The organism is Parachitinimonas caeni (assembly GCF_030129945.1).
In the GTDB taxonomy this organism is placed as follows: domain Bacteria; phylum Pseudomonadota; class Gammaproteobacteria; order Burkholderiales; family Chitinimonadaceae; genus Parachitinimonas; species Parachitinimonas caeni.
Genome location: NZ_JARRAF010000007.1, coordinates 194,341 through 220,251, shown reverse-complemented (window position 1 = coordinate 220,251; position 25,911 = coordinate 194,341). Strand labels below are relative to the sequence as shown.

The window sequence follows — 25,911 nt, the reverse complement described above, 5'->3', positions numbered from 1 at the left end:
GGATTTGGGCCTGCTGCGGTGTTGAAAATCGCTTGCTTAGCCCACTAAGCGGCGCGCTTTTCGCCTTGCATCAGGCCCAAATCCGACGAAACGCGATCCGAAAATAAAACGTCAACAGAGCCTAGCAATTCGATCGGATTATCTGCCATCAGGGTGTAGCCATCGCGCCGTGCCAGCCACAGGACGTCGCCGTCCGCGCTGACTTCCTCGGTCGAGAGGGCATAACCAGCCCGTTGCAGAAGATGCAGACAGCTGTTCCAGACATTGAGATGGCTGCTCAAGCGGGGATAAGGAATAGCGGGTGACGACATAAGTGGCTGGGGCGGGGGAGTGAGCGTTAACCCGGCCAGCATACCCCGAGGCCGGGATGATTGGCATAGAGGCGGTCATCTGCAACAATGCGCGCGCTCCATGAACAACACGTCAGCAGAGCCCAGGCCCTTTCGGGCTTTTTTGTGGACATTAATTTCAAAAAAAATTGAAATGAATATGCAAAGAGAGCAGGCCCTGCATGTCTTTGAAGCGCTGGCTTCAGCGGTCAGGCTGGATGCCTATCGTCTGCTGGTCGAAGCAGGGCAGGCTGGCATGGTGGCTGGCGATCTGGCTAGCCAGTTGGATGTTGCGCCTTCGCGCTTGTCGTTTCACTTGAAGCTGCTGACCGAGGTCGGGCTGACGACCGTCGAAACGGAAGGTCGCTATTTGCGCTACCGCGCCCATCTGCCACAGATGCGTGAACTGATTGCTTATCTGACCGAGCGTTGCTGCGCTGGCCAGCCCGAACTCTGCGCTGAGGTCCTGCCGATCCCCGCTGCTTGCAAAGACTGCTAAGGAAGTGACGGGGAAAATGCCGGCAGTGCCCAGAGCAGATAGGCCCCCGATGCGAATTTCAATAACTGCTTGTTACTAAAGAAGGAAAATCTGATGAATATCTTGATTCTCTGCACCGGAAACTCCTGCCGCTCGATTCTGGCGGAAGCAACATTCAATGCGCTGGCTCCGGCAAGCATCCGCGCCATTAGCGCGGGTAGCCAGCCTGCAGGCTATGTGCATCCACGCTCGCTGGCGCTGCTCGAAAAGGAAGGCATTGCCACGGAAGGCTTGCACAGCAAGTCATGGGAAGGCCTGCCCGTGACGCCTGATATTGTGATCACCGTTTGTGGCAATGCCGCTGGCGAGACTTGCCCAGCCTACCTGGGGCCAGTATTACGTGCGCACTGGGGAGTGGCAGACCCGGCGAAAGCCACTGGCAGCGAGGCGGACATCGACGCTGCTTTTGAACTGGCTTACCGCACGCTGCGGGCGCGGATCGAAGCCTTCCTGGCGCTGCCTTTGACACAACTGTCTCAGGACCGCGCAGCATTCAAGGCTGAGCTGGATCGCATCGGTCTGCTGGGTGCCTGACCATGGAGGCAAAGCCAATGGATTTACGCAGACGATTGCTGGCCGAGTGGTTAGGCACGGCCTTCCTGCTGGCAACAGTTGTTGGCTCCGGCATCATGGCCGACCGCTTGTCGGGCGGGAATGTCGGCCTCGCATTGCTGGCCAATGCGCTGGCAACCGGAGGGGGCCTGGTGGCCTTGATTCTGACGTTCGGAGGGATCTCTGGCGCACATTTCAATCCGGCGGTATCGCTGGCTGCGCATCTGCGTGGTGAACTCAGTGCCCGGTCTGCGCTGGCATATAGCCTGGTACAGATTCTGGGGGCTGTTTGTGGCGTCGCCGCCGCGCATGGCATGTTCAACGAACCCTTGTTTGCGCTGTCGCAGCATGTGCGCTCCGGACCTGATCAGTGGTGGAGTGAGTTTGTTGCAACGTTTGGTCTGCTGATGGTGATCTTCGGTTGCTCGCAAAACCGGCCAACGGCCACGCCTTTTGCCGTTGCGGCCTACATCGTGGGGGCCTACTGGTTTACGGCTTCGACCTCGTTTGCCAATCCGGCTGTCACCCTGGCGCGTTCGCTGACTGATACCTTTGCTGGCATCCGTCCGTTGGATGTGCCGGGTTTTGTGGTGGCGCAGGGTCTGGCTGTTGCGTGCGCGGTCCCCCTCTGGCGCTGGATGCAGAAAAATAGTTTTGTAGCCGTTCGGACACCCGATAACGATACGCAGCGGGAATACGAGCCTCGCAAGAAGAAAGGCAGCCGCTAATTGCCTTCGCGCTGGAGTGATAAAACGGTAATTAAAATAAAAGCTTACTTTTTAAATTGCCAGTTTGGTTTGAATTATTGAAATGTCTTTTCAAGGGCATGGCGGGTGCCAATCAATCTGACCATGCCCTTCGATCCTGTGCATCCAGAAAGCACTTTCCACGCCATGCGCTTGACGATTCAGTCTGTAAGCAGTTAACTGCTGCGACCTTTTCACATGTAAGGGGGTGGAAAGTCTGCCGGGCTGCCCGGTCCTGCGCTGATTCTGGATGGGTGCAGAAGGGTGAGTTTCAAGCTGTAAGCCATATTGCAGCCGATTTTTGCCTCTATGGGCGTGTTGGCTGAGCAGGGCTGTCTTTGTCGGGAATCTCGTCAAGGCAAAGAAATCTGCCAAGAAATCCGGTATTCAAGCTGGTCTACTGTAGTGAGTGATGCAAACCCTCGTAGGGGGTTTGACGAATGCGCTATGCCCTTATTTTTTGTCTATTAATTTTGTCCGGATATTCCATTTATTCGCATGCTTTTGGCTGTGAGGGCATCGCCTTTCCGGCCTGATTTGATTCCCGGCCAAGGTTTTATTCCGGGCGGGATGGTCATGTAGGGATAGGTGATCCGGCGTAGTTATTTTTAAGGAAAACAAATGAAGCTGAAGCGTATCAGCCAGGCTGTCATGTTGATCGGTGCGGTGAGCATCGGCCAAATGGCTATGGCGGCGGAGTCGATCGAGAAGATCGAAGTGACCGGTACCAGTATCAAACGTATCGCCAAGGAAGGTGCCATCCCGGTACAGCAACTCAAGCGCGAAGATATTCAGCGCACGGGTGCCACAACAGTTGCCGAACTGATCCAGAAGCTGCCTGCCATGCAGGGCTTCACGATTGCGCCGCTGGCAGCTGGCACCAATTCGGGTGGCCGCTCCAGTGCGTCGATCCATGCGATTGGCGAAGACTACACACTGGTATTGCTCAATGGTCGCCGGGTGGCGCCGTTTGAGTCTGGTGCATCGGTCAACCTCAACTCGATCCCGCTGAGCGCCGTAGAGCGTGTTGAAGTGCTGACAGATGGTGCTTCGGCGCTGTATGGCTCTGATGCGATTGCCGGGGTAGTCAACTTCATCCTGAAGAAGCGAGAAACCGGTGGCAACGCTGAAGTCAGCATCGACGTCCCTCAGGAAGGTGGCGGCGAGAGCTGGAACGTCAACGCCAGCTATGGCCTCAACCTGATGGACGATCGCCTGAACGTGCTGGTGTCGTACCGCCACGAAGAGCAGAAGCTGATGAAGGCGACCGACCGCGAGTTTGCCAAGTCGGCACGTTTCCCGTTCTACTTCAACGGCCACAACTATCGCTACGACAAGAGCTCGCCCAATTCGATTCCTGCCAACGTCGATGTGGAATACAAGGACGCCAAGGGCAACCTGCAATCGGTCAGCTTCAACCCCTACAAGCGGGCAAACAATGGCGCATGCCCTCAGCTGACTTACGAGAGCTACAACGAGCCGGACAAGTGCATTTTCGACTACGCCTCGACCGTTGAAATCCTGCCAGAAAACAAGCGTGACAATATGTACGCGACGGCCAACTACAAGATCAACGATCAGTTCAAACTGTTCTCTGATCTGGCGCTGACTCGTCTTGACCTGACTGCCAAGATTGCGCCGAACGCCGTGCCGTTCAGCGTGGACGTTGGTTCGGATCAGTACAAGAAATACATCCTGCCCTACCTGACGGCCGAGCAAGCCAAGGGCGTGACCGATATTTCCGGTGGCTACCGGACCTTTGACTGGGGTGGCCGTGCCAGCCAGACCATTACCGACTCCGCACACTTTGTCTTTGGTGGCGAAGCAGATATCGCGGGCTGGAACCTGAACAGCGCCATTACCTGGTCGAAGAACAAGCTCGACGAGCGTTACGTTGGCGGCTATATGCTCGACAAAGAATTCCGCGAAATGATGGATAAGCGTGAATTCGATCCATTTGCGCCGATCGGCCAGCAAAGCGAAGCCACCCGCGCCAAGATCGCCAAGAGCATCTACAACGGTTCTTTGCGCACAGCGTCCACCACGCTCAAGGGCATCGACGGCCGGGCGTCGGGTGAACTGTTCCAGCTGCCTGGCGGTGCCGCCAATCTCGGTATCGGTGCCGACTACCGCGAGCTGGCCTTCGAGCAGACACCTTCGGATGTTGCCAAGAAGGAAATGATCTACAACGTGACTGCGCCGGATGCCTATGACCTCAAGCGCAGTAACTACGGCATGTTCGGCGAATTGCTGCTGCCGCTGGTGAAGAACCTCGAAGTGACCGTCGGGGCGCGTTACGACAGCATTTCTGGCGTCAAGAGCCGCTTCGAGCAGGCGGGTGCCATGAAGGAAGAAACCGTCGGCGAACGTCAAAGCTCGGGTACCTACAAGGTGTCGATGCGCTACCAGCCTATGCCGAGCTTGCTGCTGCGCAGCTCGTATGGCACCGGTTTCAAGACCGCCACCATGCTCGATATCGCTCGTCCGCTGACAGAGTACGGCGTTACCGCTACACCGCGTTCCTGCCCGTTTGCCGGCAACGATCCGAACGGCTACTGCAAGCCAGGCCTGAACACCTATCAGCAGCTGTCTGTAGGTAACGACAAGCTCAAGCCAGAGAAATCCACGCAATACACACTGGGCTTCCGCTTCGAGCCTTCGCCGCTGTTCTCGGGTGGTCTGGATCTGTGGGATGTTGAAATCCGCGATGCCGTGTCCTCGGTGTCGGAAGACTTGGCTTTCAGCGATCCACAGCGCTATCGCGAGCTGTTCACCACCTGGAAAGAGCAGGCAACTGGTAGGGTTTACTGGGCGTTCAAGGATGCCAAGGTCAATATCGGCAAGCAGCACAACCGTGGTATCGACTGGGACGTAAGCAGCCGCATCAAGCTGGATTTCGGCACGCTGACCAACAGCTTCAACGGTACTTACATGATCAAGGCCGATTACACCAAGGCCGGCACGGAAGAGTGGACCGACAGCCTGGGCTTCTTCGGGATTGACGATCAAGTCACCTTCCGCACCGTGGCCAAGTTCTCGACCACGCTGCAGACCGGTGCGTTCACCAACTCGTTCACCGTCAACTTCCGTTCGGGTTACACCGATGCGAGCACCAAGGTACTCAATCTTGACACCGGCAAGACCGAGTTTGTCCGTCTGGAAGTGCCGACCTACAGCACGATCGACTGGCAGGGTAAGTACGCCGTCAACAAGTCGCTGGAAGTGCGCGCTGGCATCAAGAACCTGTTCAACCGCGAACCTCCGCTGTCCCTGCGTGAGAGCTCCGGCCACCAGGTTGGCTTTGACCCACGCTACGCCGACATGATGTTGCGTACCTTCTACGCAACGGCCAGCTACAAGTTCTAATTGCGGGTTACTTTGTTGCCGTAGCAAAAGCGCCCCACTTCGGTGGGGCGTTTTTTTGATGAATGTAGACAGAATCCAACAGCCGACGCTGACCCCCTCTGCCCAAAGAGAGGCCTCTTCTTAATTAGATGAGGTTGTTCGCGATATTCCGTTTGAATTGTGCAGTGGCGAAGATGCAACACAAGGTCAAGCCAATTATTGCTGTCAATTCAGGAGAAGTTGCAAGATTTACACGCCTGTAACACTTGTCAGGGCTAGCATCAGCGTTCCCTAATGTAGCTGACCGAACGGTCAGCAAGCGCTATCCCTGATTGACAATGACGTAGGGGGATTGACGGACAACTACAAGAACAAGTCTACTTCCGCAGTTCTCGTCGCCAGGGACGGCGGGAAACAATGCTTTTAAGCAGTTTTTACATATCGAAGAGAAGGGCCGCCCAGACAAGCAGGGCGACCTATCTGAAGACGGGAATACTGGATGAGGTTTCGGGTCTGCATTGCTGCTCGGCTATCCATGATTTCTACAAACCCAGATGTTATCGAGGGAAAACGTAATGAAGCTGAAGAGAATTAGCCAGGCAGTCATGCTGATCGGTGCCGTAGGCATCGGCCAGGTGGCTATGGGTGCCGAGTCGGTCGATAAGATCGAAGTAACCGGTACCAGTATCAAACGTATCGCCAAGGAAGGTGCGATCCCCGTTCAGCAACTCAAGCGCGAAGACATTCAGCGTACCGGTGCAACTACAGTTGCTGAGCTGATCCAGAAACTGCCTGCCATGCAGGGATTCACCATCTCGGCAATTGCTGCCGGGAGTAACTCTGGTGGCCGCGTTAGTGCTTCGATCCACGACATCGGCGAAGACTACACACTGGTATTGCTGAATGGCCGTCGCGTTGCGCCGTTCGAATCCGGTAGCTCGGTTAACCTGAACTCGATTCCGCTGAGCGCCGTTGAGCGTGTCGAAGTGCTGACCGATGGTGCTTCGGCGCTGTACGGTTCTGACGCCATCGCTGGCGTGGTCAACTTCATCCTGAAGAAGAAGCAGGACGGCGGAAACGTTGAAGTCGGCTTCGATGCCCCACAAGAAGGTGGTGGCGAGAGCTGGAACCTCAACGCCAGCTACGGTCTGAACCTGATGGAAGACCGCTTCAATATGGTGGTGTCGTATCGCCACGAAGAACAGAAGCAGATGAAGGCGACCGACCGCGAGTTCGCCAAGACCGCGTACGTTCCGTTCTACTTCAACGGCAACAACTACGTTTACGACCGTACCTCCGCCGCGTCGATCCCGGCCAACGCCACTGTGACTTACAAGGATGCTGCCGGCAAGACCCAGGGCATCAGCTTCAACCCCTACAAGGCGGCCAACAATGGCAAGTGCCCGCAGCTGACCTACGAGAGCATTACCGATTCGAAGAACTGTAACTTCGACTTCGGCGCAACCGTTGAGATCCTGCCCGAGAACAAGCGCGACAGCTTCTTTACTACCGCCAGCTACAAGCTGAACGACCAATTCAAGCTGTTCTCCGATCTGGCGCTGACCCGCTTTGATCTGACTGCGCGTATCGCCCCTAATAACGCGCCGTTCAATATCGCCACCAACTCGGAAATGTACAAGAAGTACATTCTGCCGTACCTGACAGCCGAGCAAGCCAAGGGTGTTACCCGCGTTGCTGGTAGCTACCGTACCTATGAGTGGGGCGGCCGCGCCAGCCAGACCATCACCGATTCGTCTCACTTCGTCTTCGGTGGCGAAGCCGATCTGGCGGGCTGGAACTTCAACAGTGCTTTGACCTGGTCGAAGAACAAGCTCGACGAGCGCTATGTCGGTGGCTATATGCTCGACGCAGAGTTCCGCGACATGCTGGCCAAGGGCGAATTCGATCCGTTTGCGCCGATCGGCCAGCAAAGTGAAGCGACCCGTGCCAAGATCGCCAAGAGCATCTACAACGGTTCGGTTCGTACCTCTTCGACCACCGCCAAGGGTGTGGATGCCCGTGCTTCCGGCGAGTTGTTCAAGTTGCCTGGCGGCATGGCCAACCTCGGTCTGGGTGCCGATTACCGTGAAGTCCAGTTCCAGCAGGATCCTTCCGATGCTGCCAAGAACGACATGATCTATAACTTCGCCGCGCCAAATCAGTACGACATGAAGCGCTCGAACTACGGTGTGTTCGGCGAGTTGTTGCTGCCTGTCGTCAAGGATCTGGAAGTGACGATTGGTACGCGCTTTGACAGCATCTCTGGTGTGAAGAGCCGTGTGGTTCAAGCAGATAACAGCTCCAAAGAAGAGACTTTGGGTGGTCGTGAGAGCGCCAGCACCTACAAGATTTCGGCACGTTATCAGCCTATGCCAGCCCTGTTGCTGCGTGGTTCGTACGGCACCGGCTTCAAGACTGCTTCCATGCTGGAAATCGCTCGCCCGCTGAACGAAAGTGGTGTGACGGCATCGAACTACTCATGCCCGTTCCCGAATGGATCGGCAGAGTTGTGCAAGACTGGCAAAGCTCAATACCAGCGCCTGTCAGTGGGTAACGACAAGCTGAAGCCTGAAAAGTCCACGCAATACACACTGGGCTTCCGTTTCGAGCCTTCGCCGCTGTTCTCGGGTGGTCTGGATCTGTGGGATGTCGAGATCAAGGACGCCGTTTCGCAGGTGGACGAGCAACTCGCGTTTGCTGATCCGGAGCGTTACAAAGAGCTGTTCATGCCTTGGAAAGAAAAGGCAACCGGCAACGTCTACTGGGCGTACAAGCTCGCATCGGTCAACATCGGTAAAGTACACAATCGTGGTATCGACTGGGATATGAGCAGCCGCATGAAGTTTGACTTCGGCACGCTGACCAACAGTTTCAACGGTACCTACATGATCAAGGCTGACTACACCAAGCCAGGTACCACCGAATGGACAGACAGCCTGGGCTTCTTCGGCACCAACAACAACGTTACTTTCCGGACTATCGCCAAGTTCACCAGCACGCTGCAGACTGGCGCGCTGACCAACTCGCTGACCGTGAACTTCCGCTCGGGTTACACCGATGCTGAAGCCACTGTGCGTAACCTTGGCACTGGCAAGAACGAGAACATCCGTCTGGAAGTGCCGACTTACAGCACGATCGACTGGCAAGGCAAGTACGCAGTCAACAAGTCGATGGAAGTTCGTGCCGGTATCAAGAACCTGTTTAACCGCGAACCTCCTCTGTCACTGCGTAACAGCTCGGGCCACCAGATTGGCTTCGATGCTCGCTACGCCGACATGATGCTGCGTACCTTCTACGCAACTGCCAGCTACAAGTTCTAATTTGTAGCCAGCGGAAGCTGGAAGATGCAGACACCTTGTATAAACGGGGTGCTCATCGCGTAATCAACAAACCCTCCCTGGTGGAGGGTTTGTTTTTTTAAGATGCAAATCGATATGTTGTATTTAAATGATCTGAGATTCATCGGCCAGTGGTTGGTAGATGGTTATCGCATATTAAAAATAAAAAAAAGAGATTTCTATTGCTGAGATATTTCTCAGGGATTCGAAAATAACGGGCGCCAGCTTTTATTTTAAAGGACTCGCACTGTACGAGTTTCTACCTGAATCTGATCGCCGAGGTGGTGAGTTTGGGGGCAATTCATATTGGGACTGAAACAGACGCCGATACGCATTATTCGGAAAATGCCATTGTTGAATTGCCCAGTGGTCATGGTAGTTTGATTTATCCAATGGCTTATAAGCCCAATCCCTACAGGAAAAGCAACGAAAGCTTGCGACCCCGAATACCCTATGGCGGCAATATTCGTGATACGGCGGCTATTAAAAACTGGGTATTGCGTTTGCGACCCTAATTGTCGCTGGGCCTTACGCCCTGGCGGGCGGCGGCTTCGGCTGATGTCGCCAGACTTTGACGGATTTCATCCACCTCTACCTGAGGGTCGATAAAGGATTTGTCCTGTTCGAGTAGCGCAAGGGCGCGGTTGTAATACTGCATGGCGCTGGCGTGGTCGTTTTCGGCCTGATAGTAATCGGCGAGATCCAGCAGAGCGTAAAGATAATTCGGGTTGATTTGCAGAATCTGCTGATAACAGGCCAGCGCTGCTTGGCGGCAGGCATTGCGGGCGCGGGTGTCTGCCGAAGTGGCCGGGTCGTTGGCCTGTAGTTCGAGGGTATTGCCCTTGAGTCGCAGGGCATCCAGGCTGGGCGAGTCGGTTTCACCCAATACGGCGTCGATGTCCGCGATCGCTTCGGCATAGTGCCCCTCCACCGCCAGCCACTTGGCGTTCTCTAGACGATCGGGAACGGTACGAATCATGTCACCCCCCTGAATGGATGCTGATGGTGCATGGATTCATTCTAGATAAGCCTGCTAATTGATGCGTTAAATCTTGTCGTTTCAGTCCCTTTTCGGGCGAGTGTTCAGACGCTGTAGCCCGGTGGTGTAGCGACTTCACCTGATCTTCATACTTCTCTCGCAAATCTCAAACGGTTCTCGTTTGGCTAGTGGATGCTGACCCTGTGCAAATCTTTTACGGATTGGGGAAGCAATATGACGCTGAATCTGTTTTGGCGCTGGCTGGTGGGCTGTGTGATCTTGTTGCCCTGGTGGGCCTGGGCGAACCCTGGCCCCGTGCTGGGGGAACAGGGCGACAGCCCTTACTTTGTGGTGAATAGTAGTGATCCGGCAACCGACCGCCTGCCCTTGAAGAACACCAAGGTCGATGTGCGTGTTGTCGGGGTGATCGCCGATGTCACGGTCACCCAGCAATATCGCAACGAAGGCAAATCGGCTCTGGAGGCGCGCTATGTGTTTCCGGGTTCGACCCGTGCTGCGGTTTACGGCATGACGGTGCGGCTGGGTCAGCGCGTGCTGACGGCGGCGATACGCGAGAAACAACAAGCGCAGGCCGATTACAACCAGGCAAAACAGCAGGGCAAGACAGCTGCTTTGCTGGAGCAGCAACGTGCCAATGTGTTCGAAATGAATGTTGCCAACATCTTGCCGGGCGATGAGGTCAACGTCGAACTGCATTACACCGAACTGTTGGTGCCAACTGACGGCGTCTATCAATTTGTCTTTCCAACGGTGGTCGGGCCTCGCTACAACGGCCAGGCCGCGACAGCAGGGGGGGCAGAGAAGTGGGCGGCGACGGCGCATCTGCCCGCCGGTGAGGTTTCCAGAACGGGTTTCATTATGAATGTCCGACTGGCAACGCCCGCTGAGGCGAAGGAGATCCGATCGCCCAGCCATTCAGTAGAGGTGCAGAAGTCGGGGCCTCAAGAGGCATTGGTCAGGCTGGCGCCTGGCAAGCAGAACGAGAACAACCGTGACTTTATCCTGAACTACCGGCTGGCTGGCGAGCAGATCGAGAGCGGCATACTGCTGTCGCGCGGCAAGAAGGAAAATTTCTTCCTGGCGATGGTGGAGCCGCCGAAGCAGGTGGCCAATAGCCAGATCGTCCCGCGTGAATATGTGTTTGTGGTCGATATTTCTGGCTCGATGCATGGCTTTCCGCTTGATACCACCAAGGTACTGATGCAAAAGCTGCTGGGTAATCTGCGTCCGGCCGATAGCTTCAATGTCATGCTGTTTTCCGGCAGCAACACCATGTTGGCCCCGAAGTCAGTGCCGGCCACGCCACAGGCGATTGAACGTGCGCTGACCCTGTTGAATGAACAGATGGGCAGTGGCGGCACGGAGCTGGTGCCTGCCCTGCGGGATGCCCTGGCGATGCCTGCCGATGGCGAACGCGCCCGCACCTTCGTGGTGGTAACTGATGGCTTTGTCACGGTCGAGAAAGAGGTTTTTCAGTTGATCCGGCAGAACCTGAACAAGGCTAATGTGTTTTCGTTCGGCATTGGTACGTCGGTGAACCGGATGTTGATGGAAGGCATCGCCCGCGCCGGACAGGGGGAGCCGTATATCGTGCTGGATGCTTCTTCGGCCGCCGAGCAGGCCGAGCGTTTTCGGCGGGTGATCGATTCTCCGGTTCTCAGTCATCTGAAAGCACGATTCGACGGCTTTGAGGCCTACGATGTCGAGCCGCTGACGCTGCCGGATGTATTCGCCCAACGGCCGGTGATCCTGTTCGGAAAATGGCGTGGCGAGCCCAAGGGGCGTCTGGTGTTGGAAGGGCGGGCGGCAACTGGCCCTTTCAAGGCCGAGTTGCCCATCAAAGCCGAACAAGTCAGCACCGCCAACGAGGCGTTGCGCTATCTGTGGGCTCGGCATCGGGTGGCGGCCCTGAGTGACCAACAGGCCATCGAGGGCGGCGATACCTATCGCCAGCAGATCCTGGATCTGGGACTGGGCTACAACCTGCTCACGGCTTACACCTCGTTCATTGCGATTGATGAGCGCGTGCGGAACCCCAACGGTAGCAGTGATACCGTCAACCAGCCCCAGCCTCTGCCGGAAGGGGTCGGTAATCAAGCCATTGCCAATCCGGCGATTGCCAACCAAGTCAGCAGCACGCCTGAGCCGGCCACCTGGGCCATGTTGCTGATGGCCCTGGCGGGTATGGTTTATGTGGCTCGCCGACAAGCCAAGGCGCGGAGCTGAAGCCATGCAAGGCCTCAACCGTTTGCCCGGCTGGAGCTGGTTACTGTTGTCGGTGTTGCCACTATGGCCGATCTGGGCTTGGGCATTCGCGCGAATGCGGGATGGTTCGGATGACCCGCTGGGCCTGGTCGCGCTACTGGTCTTGCTGGCATTGGTCTGGCGGGATCGGTTGGCTCTGCGCCGCTCACCGCGCCTGCCGGCACTGGCCGGGGCGTTGCTGCTGACCGTGGTGACCGCCGCCAGTGGCAACCTGTTGCCCCCCTTGATCCGTGCGGTATGGGCGGTGGCGGCCGTGCTGCTGACCGCACTGGCCATCCGCCCGACAGGTCTGGCCGTATTGCCGTGGCTGGGTTTGGGCTGGCTCGCCTTGCCGATCATCTCTTCGCTGCAATTCTTTGCCGGATACCCGTTGCGGGTGCTGACCGCAGAGGCGACAGCACAATTGCTGCGTCTGGTTGGCATCGCGGTTGAGCGTCAGGGCAGCGCACTGGCTCTGGCCGGACAGCTGGTGATGGTGGATGCGCCGTGTTCTGGCGTACAGATGGGCTGGATGGCCTACTTTACCGCCTGCGCGACGGCGGGCTGGTTCCGGCTTGCAGACCGGCAGTTTCTGGGGCGCCTGCCTTGGGTGGGCGTCATCGTGCTCAGCGGCAATATTGTGCGTAACAGTGTGCTGGTGGTGAAAGAGAGTGGTCTGGTGGCCTGGCCCGCCTGGACGCACGAAGCCACGGGCCTCGTGGTATTTGCGGGGGTCTGTGGTCTGGTCTTGCGCCTGATGGCTGGGGCGGTGAGCCAGGTGCATAGGGTCATGCCTGCTGCTTTGCCGCTTGGCTGGAAAGATCGCTCACATCCCCGCCTGCAGGCCGCGCTGGCAGTTGGCTTTGCCGCGGTACTCTGCCTGAGCCCGTGGACAGGCCGGGCCAATGCCATGCCAGATCACGTCGGCCCGGTCATGGTGGAATGGCCGAGCCACTTCGATGGCCGCCCTTTACGCCCGCTGGCCTTGAGCAGTGTGGAGCGTGCCTTCCTGGCAAGCTTTCCCGGCGCGATTGGCCGCTTCGACAACGGCGAGCAAGTCGTCACGCTTCGGCAGGTGAATGTCGCCACCCGCAAGCTGCACCCTGCCAGCGACTGCTTTCGTGGCCTGGGCTATCAGATTTCAGCGATCGGATTGCTGCAACGGCCAGATAGCCATCTGCGTGCGCCCAAGCTGCAACGCTGCTTCATTGCCCGCAAGGGTGACCGGAGGCTGCACGTGTGTGAGTTGATCGAAGACCGGCAGGGCCGCACTTTCACAGATGTTTCGGCCTGGTATTGGTCTGCCCAGACTGGCGAATCCACTGGCCCATGGCAGGTGGTGACGACCGCCCGGCCGATTTGACCGCCTTGCCGATATCTAGGCTCTGTTGACGTCAGGTTTGCAGATTGTGTTCTGGTGAAACTCTGTGGGCAGGATCGGGATTTGGGATAGAGCAAGGCTGGATGAGTGCGGCCTAGGATGCCATGCCCAACAAAAACCACAGCCTAGGCTGTGGTTTTTGTTGGGCATGGCGTTGCAGAGGCGCTCGCCGATGAGCCGTTATTTGCTCAACGGCTCCCACAATGTTGGTGACGAAGCTGGATTCCAGTTGGCACCTGCCCAGGCCGTGTGGGCCTGCAGACAACGGTAACTGCCGCGACGATAGCTGACCACCTGGCCAACGACATACGAGGCGCCTTCCTTCCACTCATTGCCGCCAGGGTTGGGGGTAGGGGTGTCTGGTGCGCTGATGTCGATCTGCGAGGTGTGGTCGCCATGCGCCTTGTCTACATACACACGGTTGGCAGTGGCATCGGCAACCGGGCTGACATTGCCGTTCGAAAAAACACCGATACGAGCAAAGCTGGAATTGCTGTTGACGTTCTGCGCCAGCGCCAGCGGCCACTGATTGGCCTTGCCGGATGCGGCATCGACCGTAATGGTGTGCTTGGCGGCATCGCGTCCGGCGCCATCAAACAGACGCAGCGTCACTTTGCTGCCGGCGGCCAGATCCTGGCGTGCCATGACTTGACCGACTTCCTTCCAGTTGGTGGGTTGCGGTGGTTTGCCACCATCGTCCGAGAATTTCACATCCGAGCAGGAGTAGAACGCTTCGGCGCTATCTGAACGCTGCCACACGGTGTACAGAATATGGCGGCCAGTCTTGCCTTTGGGCAGCGGTAGCGACATACGATAACGCTGGTTGGCTACCTGACCACCTTTCGATGTGGCAAACAGTTCGAGGTCTGACCACTTCAGTGGTTGCAGCGGGTTGTAGCCATCACGGGTGATATAGAAGCGGAAATACTGCGTCGCATGCGGGGCGGTGCCGTGATAGACGAACTCGAAGTTACCGTTTGCATCTGGCGCGATGGCAGTTGCCGGCCAGTCATTACGTGCCAGATCCATCCCCTTGAACTGTGACTTGCCACCGCTGCACAGCTGGCCATCCGGCACAAAGGCCTGATGGTTGCCATTCGGGTTCTGGTTGATCGCATTCCAGTCATATAGCGCCTGTGACCCGCCAAGCTGGACGGCAGCCTTACAGGCTTCCGACTTCGGGCTTTCCGCCCCTTCCTTGTAGCAACCCAGTGCGCGACTGACGGGTATTTCCAGCGTGCCGTGTGCCAGGGCAATTCCAGGCAGCGAGGCGCCTAGCAGTAAAAGGGCGGGTGTAAGCAGATTTTTCATGGGGTGTTCTCCCGGAAGCATGTGAAAGGGCCAACCAGTATTGGGTGCCCGCTCAAAGACTGACGTTGCCGGTTTAGGACAATGGCAGATCTTGGGCAGGCTCTGAGCGGCTGTTGATGTGTCAGGCGTGGTGGTGAAGGCTCGGTACCTTGTCGGCGTTGCCTGGGCACCATTCCTTACGGTCTTTCTGGCCGCCTAGCTGTTCCGCGTCACGAGTTTGCGACGTCCTTCCGATACGCACTTGCACATTTGCATACAGCCTCAAGCCTTTATGCAAAAGACATAATGATGTTTGCATGAAAATTTCGGGAAGTCAAAATATTAATTAGAAAAAGTTGAACTATTGATTAATGTTTCTTAATGACCGAAAGCTGCGAAGCATGACTTCGCTTTCGCAGCCTAAGTATTGTCGGAATTCCAGATCTTCAAATCGGGACAAAAGGCTGATGCAGTATGCGCTTATGACGTTATCAAGCTGTGTCAAGAAAAACTTGATGAAATTGCATGGGTGCTGGCATATCGGCATGCCGTATGACGTTGTATTTTGTTTGATTTTTAAGGGAAATATCAAATATCGACTGATGGTAATGACAGTGTTCTTGGTGTGTTGCGGATATGACACATATTCTAATAATCCGACAAAGATATTCAGTGAATCAGACGAACGGCAGTGGAAGTAAGGGTTTCTCTCGATAGACTGCGGCTCGTTTTGCAAAACCATGCCGGTTTGTCTGGCTGTCTTGCGACTGCGTCGCAATGGTCGGGCGGGGAGTGCCAGGTGCCGATGGCGGTGTGGCTTGCAGACAGATGATTACAAGAGACAACGCAACGAACATCATGTGTAACAACCAAGAAGCAATGATTCTGCAGGGCCATGAAGTATTCGAGACGCAGCCCAACCATAGCGTGACGCATGCTTGCCCGAACTGGCAGCTACCCGCCGGCATTGAAGTCACTCGCTATGAGTATGGCGACATTGGCCAGATTGAGCGGATTACCTGGCCGGATGGCAGTTGGGTGGCTTACGACTACGACTGCTCACAGCGCCTGGTTCACATTCGGGATAGCGCAGGCCACAGCATTGAGTACACCTTTGACAGCCGGGGTAATTTGCTGACTGAAACCATGCATGACCCGGACGGCATCTTGCAGGCGGCGGTTGGCCGGCTTGAAGAAGAGTGGCTGTCTGCGGTGCTGGATGGTGCCAGCGAGCAGATGCCTTTTGTACTGAACTGAACCGAGAATCCGGCATTCTCAGGCGTCACACCCACAAACGGATGTGACTCCAAAAACAAATACCAAAGCCGAATCGCAAAACAAACAACGACAGCGTCAAGCGAAATGCCCCATCACCACGGATGGGGCATTTTTTTATTCCGGATCAGTGAGCCTTCTGGTGTGCAGTTGTGACGGGCAAGGGGCTGCGGCGATGGCCGAGCTGTGCATCCAAAGCGCTGACCAGGGTTGGGTAACGGAAGTGAAACCCATGCCGGAGCAGTTTGAGTGGTACCACGCGTTGACCCTCGACAAATAGCGTGGCGGCCTCGCCAAGCAGGCTGCGGAAGGCGAAAGCCGGCAGATGGAACCACGATCGTCCGCCCACAAAACGGCGGGCGCAGACGTCGGCAAATTCGGCCTGACGGACTGATTCGGGTGCTGTCAGGTTATAGATGCCCAGCAGACGGGTGTCGCGCATGGCCAGCGCGAAGGCGGCCAGTACATCCTCGACATGCACCCAGCTCATATATTGCTGACCGTTACCCATGCGACCACCACTGCGCAGGCGGAAAGGCAGCAGCAGCTTGGGGAGTGCCCCTCCTTGCCCAAACACGATGCCGAGCCGGAAGATCACCAGGCGGCAGCGGCCCTGGCTGGCGGTTTGGGCTGCGGCTTCCCAGCGCTGACATAGTTCGGACATGAACACATTCTGGGGCGCACCATTCTCGCTGATCGCCTCGTCACCGCGTGCACCGTAATAGCCAATCGCCGAGCCATTGATCAATACCTCCGGCGCGTGGGTCAGCCGGCGTAACAGCTGGCCGATGGCGTTGGTAGTGACGACACGGCTGGCTAGCAGCGTGGCTTTGCGTGAAGGGGTCCAGCGAGGGCCGATGACGGGGGCGCCGGCGAGGTTGATGATGGCATCAAGCCGTTCGGCATCGCCGATCTCCTCCAAAGTGGCGACCGCCCGTACCTGACCCTGAAACAAGATGCTGGCTGCCAGCGGTTGCCGGGCCAGGACCGTCACGCGGTGGCCTGCGGCCAGCAGACTGTTTACCAGACGGCTACCGATAAAGCCGGTGGCGCCGGTAATCAGCACGTGACGAGGCTCGGGGCCAAAGTCGAGCGGCGGAGTCGTCGGCGTGCGGTGCGTTTGCAACGCGGCGATTAGATCCCGGACTCCCCAGGCAAACACGCCGATGGCCAGCAGACTCAGCAAGCGGCTGGCGATGCCGTGGTCTACCCGCAATAATTGATTGGCTTCTTGCCCCCAGGTCAACAGAATCGGCACGAGCAGCGCCACATAGGCGCCTCCGCCCATGCTCAGCACCAGATGCATGACGCGCTCAGTGGCGGAAAGGCGGCGCGTACGGTCTTCTTCGACGAAATCCCAGGCGGTGAGCACGACCTCTATCAGTAGCACGCCACCGAACAGGGCGGCCCAGATGCCGCGCCACTCAAACCAGGCCAACCCGGCAAACACCACGGCATACAATAGCTCGCGCACACCATGCAATGCTTGCTCGGTCCGGGCGCTGGCGCGAGCGGGCAAGCCCTCGCGCAATTCATGGTTGATCAGGACATCGGCAGCGCCGAGCAGGCCCTGGACAACTAATAGATAAAGAATCGCTGTGCTCATGGCTTCAGCTCCTTTCAAGTAGTGTTTCGATCATGACGAATTAGCCAGAGCAAGGGTGGCAAGAGGGTGATCAGTGCGAAGAGATCGGCCACAACATGCGCCTGATTGCGGATCTGCCAGGAGATCCACATATCCTGCGGCGCCCACCACAGCAGACCTGCCAATAGCCACCACCATGCTGCCACCGCACGGCTACGCCAGCCCCAGATCACCAGGCCCAGCATCCAGATGCCTACGCCCTGTACCGTGGCGCCAAACAGACTGATCCACCAGATCTGCTGCTGGCGGGCAGCGGCAGGGGCAATCGTTCCCCAGAACGCCCGCTCGATGGATTCGTGATAGGGCTGCAGGGCTGGCAGTTGGGCCAGTACTGGCAACAGGGCACCAATCAGCACATGACTGATACAGGCGATGCCCAGCCAGATGCAGCAGACCTGGCGAAAGCGTGGGGTGTTCATATGGTCTTTACCACCATCAGGTGGAATACCCAGACCAGGCTGGTGAAGGCGGGAATGCCCAGGACGCACCAGATCTTTTCGTACCGCCAGTAACGTGCAGGCAAGGCATGGCCGCTGGCCAGGGCGCTGGCTGCCATGTCACGCATCCTGATCTGCAGCCACACCACCGGCAGCCAGCAGGCACCGGCCATGACGTAGAGCAGCACGGTCAGGCCCAGCCAGTTAAGCGGGGTATTGGCCAGGCCGAAGCCGAATTCAAAGCCGGCCTGTTGGGCCATCCACCAGCCCGACAGTGGCTGGAAAATCACGGTGCTGCCGGTGAATACCCAGTCCGCCCGTACCACCCAGCGCGTCACCACGCTGATGGCGCGCAGATCGCCACTGCGGTTGGCGACAAACATATAAAACGCAGTTCCGATACCCGTGCCGAACAGGATGGTGGATGACAGGATGTGCAGCCATTTCATGGTCAGGTAGTCCATGTCATTGCCTCCGATAATGGGCCCAGGCCAGTAGCAGTCCAGCCAGGATTGGCAGGTTCTTGCTCAGGGGGCCAAAGGGGTGAAACCAGAAATCCGGTAGAAAGAGCGTCAGCAGCAGGCTGTAGCCGGCCACCAGTGCAATCTGCAGCGACCAGATCCAGCGAGGGGGGCGCCAAAGCAGCAGGCAGCCCAACACCGCGTCGGTCAGGCTGGCGGCGGCCAGCGTGGGTTTCTGCCAGTCTGCAGGAATGCCACAGGCCGCGAGCCAGCCCAGGCTGGGGCCGTGTGGGTAGGCGAACCACGACACATACGCCGTCCACAACCAGACAAAAGCCATCACAAAGCGGAACAGCGGCATGCTCCAGCCCAATATCGCGCTTGCCCGGTTGTCTGGGCTGGCGAAGCTGGTCGCCTCGCGCAAAGGTCGTCCCAGCCATTGGACGACCGGGGCCGGGTCGGCACTGTGGCCGCTGTCGAGCATACGCAGGCTGTCGCGATTGAGCAGGCTGCCGGGAAGAAGCCCGGCCAGTGTCGCCAGCCCTTTCGATAGACCACTTGGTATCGGCACGATCCGGGGGACAGGCCACTGCATGCCGAGTGCCAGGGCCGATAGATAGTCGCGCAGACGTAGCGGCCGCGGGCCCACCGCGTTGACGATACCTTGCTGTGCCCCTTCGGCCAGGTGGCACACCAGTTCTGCCAGATCGGCACTATGCAGTGGTTGCACCAGCTGCTGACCGGCGCCGGGCAATAACAAGGCCGGCAGGCTGGCCAGCGTCAGGAACAGCCGGCTGCTGGCACCCTCCGGGCTGAAAACCAGCGACGGCCGCACAATCACCGCATCCGCCCCACTGGCCAGGATCGCACCATCTCCCGCTGCCTTGCTGCGCCAGTAGGCGGTTGGGGCATCCGTTGCGCTACCCAGGGCAGAAAGATGGATCAGGCGACAGCCGGTGAGTTGGCAGGCTTCAGCCAGCACCGCGGGGCCAAGCCGGTGCAGCCGGTCAAAGTCACCGGCCCGGGCTTCGGTGAAGATGCCGACACAATTCACAACCAGATCAAATGCGGCCAGTTGTTCCACCCAAGGGCCGAGGTCGGCCGCTGCGAGATCAAGGGTCACCCAGTCGCCTTGCCAGTGTGGTGAAGGTTGGCGACCGGCACCGCACACCTGCCAGCCAGCAGCAGTCAGCGCCTGGGTGATGGCTCGGCCCAGGGTGCCACAGCTACCAAGCACCAGTGCCTTGCGATGGGGATGGATAGTGTTCATTTTGAAATTTCAGTAAAAAATGAAATTAGTGAACCAAAAACTACTTGAAGCGGGCGCTACAAACGCCCTCCGTGCAGCGGTAGCCCAATACTTGGCTGGCCCGATAACGATTCCGTGCCAACCAGCGATAGGCCCGGCGCCAGAAGGGCTTGAGCGGGCTGATTTTGAGTGGGGCAGCCAGCCAGCCCCAGCCTACTGCAGCGTAGCTGGCGTAGATGGCATCAATACCCACCAGCAACCGGCCATCGGCCGTAAGCCCGTGCAATTCCGTGCGCATGGCGTCCAGGCTGGCACCGTAGCGCTCGGGTTGAAAATCGGGTCTGGCAATATCGACCATCTGCAGGTGACCAGCCCGATCACGCTGGTGTAGACGAGTCATCTCGGTAACGCACAGGGGGCAGGCGCCGTCATAGAACAGCATCAAGGGGTAGGTTTGCATGTTCATTACTTCCTCTCGTTGTCGGGGGCTTCATCCTTGCGGCCAAACCAGCGCTGAACCTTGCTGCCAAAGTGCAATAGGCGCATCAGGGTAGCCGGGGGCAGGCGCTTCAACTCATCGTAGCCTTCGGCCATCGACTCCATAAAATCCAGCGACATCTGCAACTTGCGACGGGCCGAGTCAGAAAGCATCGGGTCGCTTTCGGCTTCGAGCGTGCAATCGCGCAGCACCGTCAGCGTTGGGTCGATCTCACGCCGTTTCCGCTCTTCCACCACCACACGGAAGATGTCCCAGACATCCTCAAAGGTCTGAAAATGGTCGCGGCGGTCGCCCATCACATGCACTACGCGCACCAGCCCCCAGCCTTGCAGCTCTTTCAGACTGACGCTGACATTGGAACGGGCGACTCCCAGCGTCTCGACAATCTCGTCGGCATTCAGCGGCCGGTCGGCCAGAAACAGCAGGGCATGAATTTGCGCCACCGTGCGGTTGACGCCCCAGCGGGTACCCATTTCACCCCAGTGCAAAACAAAACGCTGGGCGGTGGGAGAGAGTTGCATCGTTAATTCCTTTAATTTCTGACTTTTCTGAAATTTAATGCAAAGACAGAAATCAAGCAATGCCGCTTATCGTCTGCCAAAGAAAAACGCCCTCGTGCAGAGGGCGTCAGCAGAACCAAACCTCAACAGAGCCTAACTCTCCTCGGCTGGGGCGACGAAGAAGCGGCGGGGGCCTCGCATAAAGCGGCTGGCCAGTTTCCCCAGTAAGGCGCGGCTACGGGTAAAGCTGGTGCGGCGGGCACGCAAGGCAACAAACAGGGCAAGGCCAAAGCTCACGGCAAGGTTGGTGGCGCCGATCAAGGCAATGCCGGCGACCGACAGCAGCCAGGTTTGCCAAGGCAGCTGAAAGTCGAGCGCAACGGCGGCATAGGCCAGATTGGCCGACGAAAAGGTGATGTGGCGGATGTCGATAGGCAGGCCAAGCAGAAAGCCGATGGTGCCGATCGAACCCAGCATGATGCCGAAAAAGAAGTTACCGGCGAGTGCGCCCAAATTGTTCTCGACATACGCGCAGACGCGGCTCCAGCGCGCCTCACCCAGCAAACGACGCGGCCAGCGCAATTGCTGCAATCGGGCTGGCACCCGGTTGTAGATCGCCTGATTATCGTAATAACCAGATATCAAACCGGCCAGAAACAGGCAGATTCCGGCGATGGCTGCATGGGGCAAGGCCAGACTGTGGATTGGATCGAGGTCGTGCAGCAGATGGCGGGCTTTTTCAGGGCTGATCCAGACTTCGCCCAGGCCGTATTTGACGCTTACGGCAATCAGCAGGGCGGTGGGAATGGCGACCAACACATTGCCCAGAATCGCCACGAATTGGGTTCGGGCAACGGCTTCAATCAGCTCTGCCAGACCATCGAGCGCATCGCCACGGCCTTTGTCGTGTTGCTCCATGCTGGCGGCAATGGCTGCGGCAGTCATGGCCGGTTGTTTGGTGGCGATTGTGAAATGCAGAATATGAACCAGCATGAAGCCCAGGGAGTAATTCATGCTGAAGGCAAACGCCTCGATCAGCGGTGCCAATTTGAGCTTGGCCAGCAGGATCTTGACGAGGGCCATGAAACCGACGATGAACCCGGCCCCCATGGCAGACCGCCCCATCTGTAGCCATTCGCCACGATTGCTGGCGATGTAATGTTCGCCGGTACGGCCAGCGTGTTCGGTGACCTGCAGAGCCAGCAAGTCGGTATTGGTGGTGAACAGATCAACCAGACTGGTGCGACGGTTTTCCGCTTCGACCAGAGTCTTGAACAGGGCAAGCGAGCGCTGCGGCAGATCGGCGACGCCTTCCGGGTCGAGCAGATCAAGCAGCAGGCGCAGGCGATCCAGATGCTGGCGCAGACGCACCATCAGGTAAGTCAGGCTGACGCTGACGCCTTCACGGGCAGCAGTTTTGCGGACCTTGCGCACGACGTCTTCACACTGGTCGAGCAGTACCCGCACATGGCGGTCATCCTCATGTGCCTGCGCTGGGTCGAATAAGCGCGCCTTGTATTGCTCCAGATAATCACGTAGCACCACGTTCTGCGTCAGAAACGGCGATTCGAACTGCTCAATGGCCGGATGGTTGCGTACCAGCTCCGGCTCCAGGCCGATGGCCGCAATCCGGTACGACAGCACCTGCGCGGCTTCCAGCATTTCCAGCCGGCTGTTGCGGGTATGAATCGCCGGCGCGTGTTCGTCGATTTCCAGCACCTGCCACAGATCCAGCCAGACGGCGTCAGGCAGTGCTGCGACCCATTCGTAGTCATCCTGGCGGTCGAACAGCTTGCCGAGCACATCTTTAAGATAACCATCGCGGTACTCGGCGGGCAGCAGCTTGGCGCCCAGCCGGTTACGAAAGGCGCTCCAGATGCCTTCATTGCTGAGGATGCCGCTGTCGGTATACAGCTGCAGCTGGCGTCGGCTGCCGATCACGGTCATCAGGTGGTTGCGCAGCGCCTGCCGGTAGTCGGGACGTTGGCTCAGCAGGAAGGTCAGCGAGCGGATGGCGTTGATGCTGGCATCGAGCGCTGACAACCGGGTTGGGCGGATCAGATCAATCAAACGGGCCAGTGAGTCGGTGCCTGCATCGTCCGGGCGAACGATGAGCTGGTCGAGGATCGTGTCGAAGGCGGTGGCCGCAAGCGATGGGTTGCCGGGGGATAGTGGGGCGTCCAGTTTCATTGGCCTCTCGTTTCGGGAAGATGAAATTGGGTCAAAACCCAAGCAGGGGAGGGCGAGTCACCACAAACTGCCGTGCCGCCGGCTTGCTTGGGTGACTGCAACCGTTATAGAGGCTCTTTCACGCCAGAAAAGTTCGCAGGCCCCGAAACTGCCTCGCTGCAAGGCGGTTTCGGGAATTTCAGAGGGGGTTTTACGGAAGAACCCGTGCAATCGCCAGGCGGTTAAAGCCTTTGAGCGTAATCTGACTGCTGACTACGGGCCGGCCGGATTGCATGGTCAGCGACAGCGGGACTTCAGTGTCACCCAGGTTCAATACCGCTTCACCCTGATTGCCGAAGCTGGAATCCACCTGGCCGTCTGCGGTGTAGCGCAACAGGCGGGTATGGCTTGAGCCGTTCTCGCTACTGCGGGCCAGTACATAGAGCTTGCCATCTTCCTGCTGGGCCAGCTGCGGGGTACGGCTGCTGTTGTCGAAGTTGACGGGGTGGCTGCGTTGCGGTGTTTCCAGCATGCCGTTGCTGCCGTAGCTGGTATCCGGCTTGCCATCCGCAGTCAGCCGGTAGATCCGCAGGCGCTGGTCATCATCGCTATATTTGATCACCCCGGCCAAGAGCAGCTTGCCGTTGCTCTGGCGCAGTTGCGTCCACCTATCCAGCCTCTGGGCCCCGCCAAGCGGAAGACTGGCGACGCCTTTGTTGCCGAGTCGTTCGTCCAGCTTGCCGTCCGGCAGGTGCCGGATGATGCCGACCACATCGTAGCGCCAGGCCAGCGCATCAAAACTGCCATCCTGGGCACTGGTCAGCTTGCCTGTGAGGTAAAGCGGGGCGCCGGTCAGCCACTGGTTATCGCTACCAACCTGATACTGCACCTTGCCTTCTGCATTGAGTCGGGTGTAGCCGCTGAAATGGCTGACGACCAGTCCGTTGTCCGGCATTGCGGCAATGGCGTCGCCCTTGAGGCTGACTTCGCCTTCATTGCCAAAGCGACTGACGCGACGACCATCGGCATCCAGCCGGGTTACCACGGGCAAGCTGCAATCATCGGAAAGCTGGCAACGGGTGCCCATCAGGCCGATACCGCCGTCCGGTAGCGCGGTCATGTCCTGCAGCAGGTCGATGCCGGTCGTATTGGAGGGGTTGGGGGTGCCGCTTGGAAGGCTGGCCCGTCGCCCATTGGCATCGAGCATCAGCAGACTGGTGCGGGAGGCAGCGGTTGTCGCAACAAACAGCCGGTTCGCGTTATTGGCGGCCATGGCGGTTTGTTGGGGAACGCTACCCAGACCGAAGTTCAGCTCACTGACCCCACTCTTGCCAAAACGGCTATCCGGGTTGCCGAGGCTATCGAAGCTCAGGGCCGTCAGCTCGGATTTATTGCCGCTGGCGAAAAGCTGAATGCCATTGCTGGTACGGCTGAGGTCCAGGCTGGTGCCGAAGCTCACGCCAGTGATGCCGGTTTGCAGCACTCCATCCTTACCAAAGCTGAAATCGCGACCGTAATCGCCGCTGGTACCACCTCGACCCAGGCGGACCAAGGCCACTTCATTTTGCTGGTTGGAGGGCGAGTTATTGGCGAGCAACAGACGACCATCTGAGGTGGGAACCAGCCCGATCCGATCCCCAATCCCATTGGATGGCGTGGAGAGTGGGGTTTCTATGATGGCCGCCAGGCTACCATCGTCGCGGAAGCGCAGGACATTGATGGGGTCTCTGATTTTCTCCCGGCGATTGTAGGCAACGGCAAAACCACCATTCGCTTCAGGGGTCATGGCCAGCGACGAATGGCTATGTCCGCCAGTCTGGCTTTGTACCAGCTCGCCACTATTGTTCAAGCTGGTGTCGGGGCTACCATCACGATTCAGTCGGCTGACCACCAGCTGGGCGCTGGTGTCGCTGGCTACCTCCGTCATGGCGGCGACCAGAATTCGCCCTTGTGAGTCGATGCTTAAACTGTCGGTCTGTAAATGTGATGTGCGGTTGGCCATGATCACGGCTGTGCCTCCCTGGCCGAAGCCAGTATCCAGCTTGCCGTACCGATTGACTCGGAATACCGCTGAAGCGCTGCCGGCAACCCTCGTGCTCCATCCTGCGCCGACAATGTTGCCCGCTTCATCAACGGTCATTGATTTGACAAAGGCGACGGTTTCAATCGTCAATTCGCCCTGATTGCCGAAGCTGGTATCGCGTTTACCATCCAGGCCGATCCGTATCAAGCGCAGTGGGGGGCGTGGGCCTCTTACCCGCTGTTCCTGAATGGCAAACACGAGTTGGCCATCTGGTTGTATGGCAGCAGCGTAAATGCCGATGCCATCCAGGGAATTGAGCTCAGATACCACCACACTGCCCTGATTGCCGAAGCTGTCATCCCGCTGGCCGTTTGGTAAGAGCCGGCTTAACAGCACTTGGATCATTCGTGGGCTGCCATCGGCCACACTATGCAGCAGCATCACTTTGCCATCGGCCAATTGCCGGCTGGCGACCGCGTAGTTGGTCGGCTGGCCGACCTGTTCAATCAATTTACCTTTCTCGCCAAAACTCGGGTCAAGTGATCCGGACTTGTGGGCAGTTTGCTCGTTGGAGTTGCCACTATCGCCTGAATTACAGGCAGTCAGGGCAAGTGCGGTAAGTGTGGCCAGGGCAAGATGGCTAAGGCGAAGCGGGGAGGGGTGACGAAATTCCAAAATGACTACCTCAAAGCGACGATTCGGCGACTTTTGCCGAAATAATTGATTGATTTTTAGCGAGTATTTAGCAGGGTTGTTGCTAGATACACGCTGAATAAGGTTCGCGTCATTCGAAATAGTTCATTGAATTGTGAATATTGCAACTTCCCCGATTTGGCTGTGTTGGGTTGTGATCTGGTCGTTAAAAAGCAAAACGGCACCCTGATAACAGA

At 57.8% G+C, this 25,911-nt stretch carries 19 protein-coding genes; 8 read left to right on the top strand and 11 right to left on the bottom strand.

Annotated elements, in window-relative coordinates; translation table 11 throughout:
- Positions 1-44: 44 nt before the first annotated feature.
- Positions 45-311, bottom strand: a complete 267-nt coding sequence (locus tag PZA18_RS08685; RefSeq protein WP_284100424.1) for a hypothetical protein — start codon at positions 309-311, stop codon at positions 45-47.
- 172 nt (positions 312-483) lie between these two features.
- Here PZA18_RS08685 and PZA18_RS08680 point away from each other — a divergent pair, with 172 nt between their 5' ends.
- The 5 genes from PZA18_RS08680 to PZA18_RS08660 all read left to right on the top strand — a co-directional run bounded on the left by PZA18_RS08680 (position 484) and on the right by PZA18_RS08660 (position 8,830).
- A complete protein-coding gene (locus PZA18_RS08680) occupies positions 484-828 on the top strand; it encodes an ArsR/SmtB family transcription factor (protein ID WP_284100423.1) in 345 nt (114 codons plus the stop codon).
- A 93-nt stretch (positions 829-921) separates the two neighbouring features.
- On the top strand, positions 922-1,401 hold the full coding sequence (locus PZA18_RS08675) for an arsenate reductase ArsC (RefSeq protein ID WP_284100422.1): 480 nt from the start codon (positions 922-924) through the stop codon (positions 1,399-1,401).
- A 17-nt stretch (positions 1,402-1,418) separates the two neighbouring features.
- On the top strand, positions 1,419-2,147 hold the full coding sequence (locus PZA18_RS08670) for an aquaporin (protein ID WP_284100421.1): 729 nt from the start codon (positions 1,419-1,421) through the stop codon (positions 2,145-2,147).
- A 639-nt stretch (positions 2,148-2,786) separates the two neighbouring features.
- Positions 2,787-5,531 carry a TonB-dependent receptor gene (locus PZA18_RS08665; protein WP_284100420.1) on the top strand — a complete coding sequence of 915 codons (2,745 nt, stop codon included), beginning with the start codon at positions 2,787-2,789 and terminating at the stop codon, positions 5,529-5,531.
- Between the two features lie 554 nt (positions 5,532-6,085).
- Positions 6,086-8,830, top strand: a complete 2,745-nt coding sequence (locus PZA18_RS08660) for a TonB-dependent receptor (RefSeq protein ID WP_284100419.1) — start codon at positions 6,086-6,088, stop codon at positions 8,828-8,830.
- 529 nt (positions 8,831-9,359) lie between these two features.
- On the opposite strand, the gene PZA18_RS08655 is transcribed toward PZA18_RS08660, so the two are convergent.
- On the bottom strand, positions 9,360-9,827 hold the full coding sequence (locus tag PZA18_RS08655; protein ID WP_284100418.1) for a hypothetical protein: 468 nt from the start codon (positions 9,825-9,827) through the stop codon (positions 9,360-9,362).
- A 234-nt stretch (positions 9,828-10,061) separates the two neighbouring features.
- Here PZA18_RS08655 and PZA18_RS08650 point away from each other — a divergent pair, with 234 nt between their 5' ends.
- On the top strand, positions 10,062-12,074 hold the full coding sequence (locus PZA18_RS08650; protein WP_284100417.1) for a VIT domain-containing protein: 2,013 nt from the start codon (positions 10,062-10,064) through the stop codon (positions 12,072-12,074).
- 4 nt (positions 12,075-12,078) lie between these two features.
- The gene (gene xrtQ / locus PZA18_RS08645) at positions 12,079-13,455 is read left to right on the top strand and encodes an exosortase Q (protein WP_284100416.1); all 1,377 of its coding nucleotides are present in this window, start codon (positions 12,079-12,081) and stop codon (positions 13,453-13,455) included.
- Between the two features lie 198 nt (positions 13,456-13,653).
- Here xrtQ and PZA18_RS08640 read toward each other — a convergent pair whose 3' ends face one another.
- A complete protein-coding gene (locus PZA18_RS08640; protein ID WP_284100415.1) occupies positions 13,654-14,784 on the bottom strand; it encodes a lytic polysaccharide monooxygenase in 1,131 nt (376 codons plus the stop codon).
- Between the two features lie 837 nt (positions 14,785-15,621).
- Between PZA18_RS08640 and PZA18_RS08635 the strand changes: the two genes are divergently transcribed.
- The gene (locus PZA18_RS08635) at positions 15,622-16,020 is read left to right on the top strand and encodes an RHS repeat domain-containing protein (RefSeq protein WP_284100414.1); all 399 of its coding nucleotides are present in this window, start codon (positions 15,622-15,624) and stop codon (positions 16,018-16,020) included.
- Positions 16,021-16,165: 145 nt separating this feature from the next.
- On the opposite strand, the gene PZA18_RS08630 is transcribed toward PZA18_RS08635, so the two are convergent.
- From PZA18_RS08630 to PZA18_RS08595, 8 genes are all read right to left on the bottom strand, one after another.
- On the bottom strand, positions 16,166-17,644 hold the full coding sequence (locus PZA18_RS08630) for a TIGR01777 family oxidoreductase (protein WP_284100413.1): 1,479 nt from the start codon (positions 17,642-17,644) through the stop codon (positions 16,166-16,168).
- A gap of 14 nt (positions 17,645-17,658) precedes the next feature.
- Complete coding sequence (locus PZA18_RS08625; protein WP_284100412.1) at positions 17,659-18,102, bottom strand: cell division protein; 444 nt, start codon at positions 18,100-18,102, stop codon at positions 17,659-17,661.
- On the bottom strand, positions 18,099-18,584 hold the full coding sequence (locus tag PZA18_RS08620) for a DUF2269 family protein (RefSeq protein WP_284100411.1): 486 nt from the start codon (positions 18,582-18,584) through the stop codon (positions 18,099-18,101). Before PZA18_RS08620 ends, PZA18_RS08625 begins: the two co-directional genes overlap by 4 nt.
- A 1-nt stretch (position 18,585) precedes the next feature.
- Complete coding sequence (locus PZA18_RS08615; protein ID WP_284100410.1) at positions 18,586-19,851, bottom strand: SDR family oxidoreductase; 1,266 nt, start codon at positions 19,849-19,851, stop codon at positions 18,586-18,588.
- 40 nt (positions 19,852-19,891) lie between these two features.
- Positions 19,892-20,290 (bottom strand): thiol-disulfide oxidoreductase DCC family protein, encoded by a 399-nt coding sequence (locus tag PZA18_RS08610; RefSeq protein WP_284100409.1) that lies wholly within the window; start codon positions 20,288-20,290, stop codon positions 19,892-19,894.
- A gap of 5 nt (positions 20,291-20,295) precedes the next feature.
- Complete coding sequence (locus PZA18_RS08605; protein ID WP_284100408.1) at positions 20,296-20,850, bottom strand: GbsR/MarR family transcriptional regulator; 555 nt, start codon at positions 20,848-20,850, stop codon at positions 20,296-20,298.
- Between the two features lie 132 nt (positions 20,851-20,982).
- Positions 20,983-23,019 (bottom strand): site-specific recombinase, encoded by a 2,037-nt coding sequence (locus PZA18_RS08600; RefSeq protein ID WP_284100407.1) that lies wholly within the window; start codon positions 23,017-23,019, stop codon positions 20,983-20,985.
- Between the two features lie 190 nt (positions 23,020-23,209).
- Positions 23,210-25,696 carry a hypothetical protein gene (locus PZA18_RS08595; protein WP_284100406.1) on the bottom strand — a complete coding sequence of 829 codons (2,487 nt, stop codon included), beginning with the start codon at positions 25,694-25,696 and terminating at the stop codon, positions 23,210-23,212.
- Positions 25,697-25,911: the final 215 nt, after the last annotated feature.

Excerpts from the sequence above, each read along its gene's own strand:
- PZA18_RS08685 (WP_284100424.1), bottom strand. The coding sequence starts at position 311 with ATGTCGTCACCCGCTATTCCTTATCCCCGCTTGAGCAGCCATCTCAAT.
- PZA18_RS08680 (WP_284100423.1), top strand. The coding sequence starts at position 484 with ATGAATATGCAAAGAGAGCAGGCCCTGCATGTCTTTGAAGCGCTGGCT.
- PZA18_RS08675 (WP_284100422.1), top strand. The coding sequence starts at position 922 with ATGAATATCTTGATTCTCTGCACCGGAAACTCCTGCCGCTCGATTCTG.
- PZA18_RS08670 (WP_284100421.1), top strand. The coding sequence starts at position 1,419 with ATGGATTTACGCAGACGATTGCTGGCCGAGTGGTTAGGCACGGCCTTC.
- PZA18_RS08665 (WP_284100420.1), top strand. The coding sequence starts at position 2,787 with ATGAAGCTGAAGCGTATCAGCCAGGCTGTCATGTTGATCGGTGCGGTG.
- PZA18_RS08660 (WP_284100419.1), top strand. The coding sequence starts at position 6,086 with ATGAAGCTGAAGAGAATTAGCCAGGCAGTCATGCTGATCGGTGCCGTA.
- PZA18_RS08655 (WP_284100418.1), bottom strand. The coding sequence starts at position 9,827 with ATGATTCGTACCGTTCCCGATCGTCTAGAGAACGCCAAGTGGCTGGCG.
- PZA18_RS08650 (WP_284100417.1), top strand. The coding sequence starts at position 10,062 with ATGACGCTGAATCTGTTTTGGCGCTGGCTGGTGGGCTGTGTGATCTTG.
- xrtQ (WP_284100416.1), top strand. The coding sequence starts at position 12,079 with ATGCAAGGCCTCAACCGTTTGCCCGGCTGGAGCTGGTTACTGTTGTCG.
- PZA18_RS08640 (WP_284100415.1), bottom strand. The coding sequence starts at position 14,784 with ATGAAAAATCTGCTTACACCCGCCCTTTTACTGCTAGGCGCCTCGCTG.
- PZA18_RS08635 (WP_284100414.1), top strand. The coding sequence starts at position 15,622 with ATGTGTAACAACCAAGAAGCAATGATTCTGCAGGGCCATGAAGTATTC.
- PZA18_RS08630 (WP_284100413.1), bottom strand. The coding sequence starts at position 17,644 with ATGAGCACAGCGATTCTTTATCTATTAGTTGTCCAGGGCCTGCTCGGC.
- PZA18_RS08625 (WP_284100412.1), bottom strand. The coding sequence starts at position 18,102 with ATGAACACCCCACGCTTTCGCCAGGTCTGCTGCATCTGGCTGGGCATC.
- PZA18_RS08620 (WP_284100411.1), bottom strand. The coding sequence starts at position 18,584 with ATGGACTACCTGACCATGAAATGGCTGCACATCCTGTCATCCACCATC.
- PZA18_RS08615 (WP_284100410.1), bottom strand. The coding sequence starts at position 19,851 with ATGAACACTATCCATCCCCATCGCAAGGCACTGGTGCTTGGTAGCTGT.
- PZA18_RS08610 (WP_284100409.1), bottom strand. The coding sequence starts at position 20,290 with ATGCAAACCTACCCCTTGATGCTGTTCTATGACGGCGCCTGCCCCCTG.
- PZA18_RS08605 (WP_284100408.1), bottom strand. The coding sequence starts at position 20,850 with ATGCAACTCTCTCCCACCGCCCAGCGTTTTGTTTTGCACTGGGGTGAA.
- PZA18_RS08600 (WP_284100407.1), bottom strand. The coding sequence starts at position 23,019 with ATGAAACTGGACGCCCCACTATCCCCCGGCAACCCATCGCTTGCGGCC.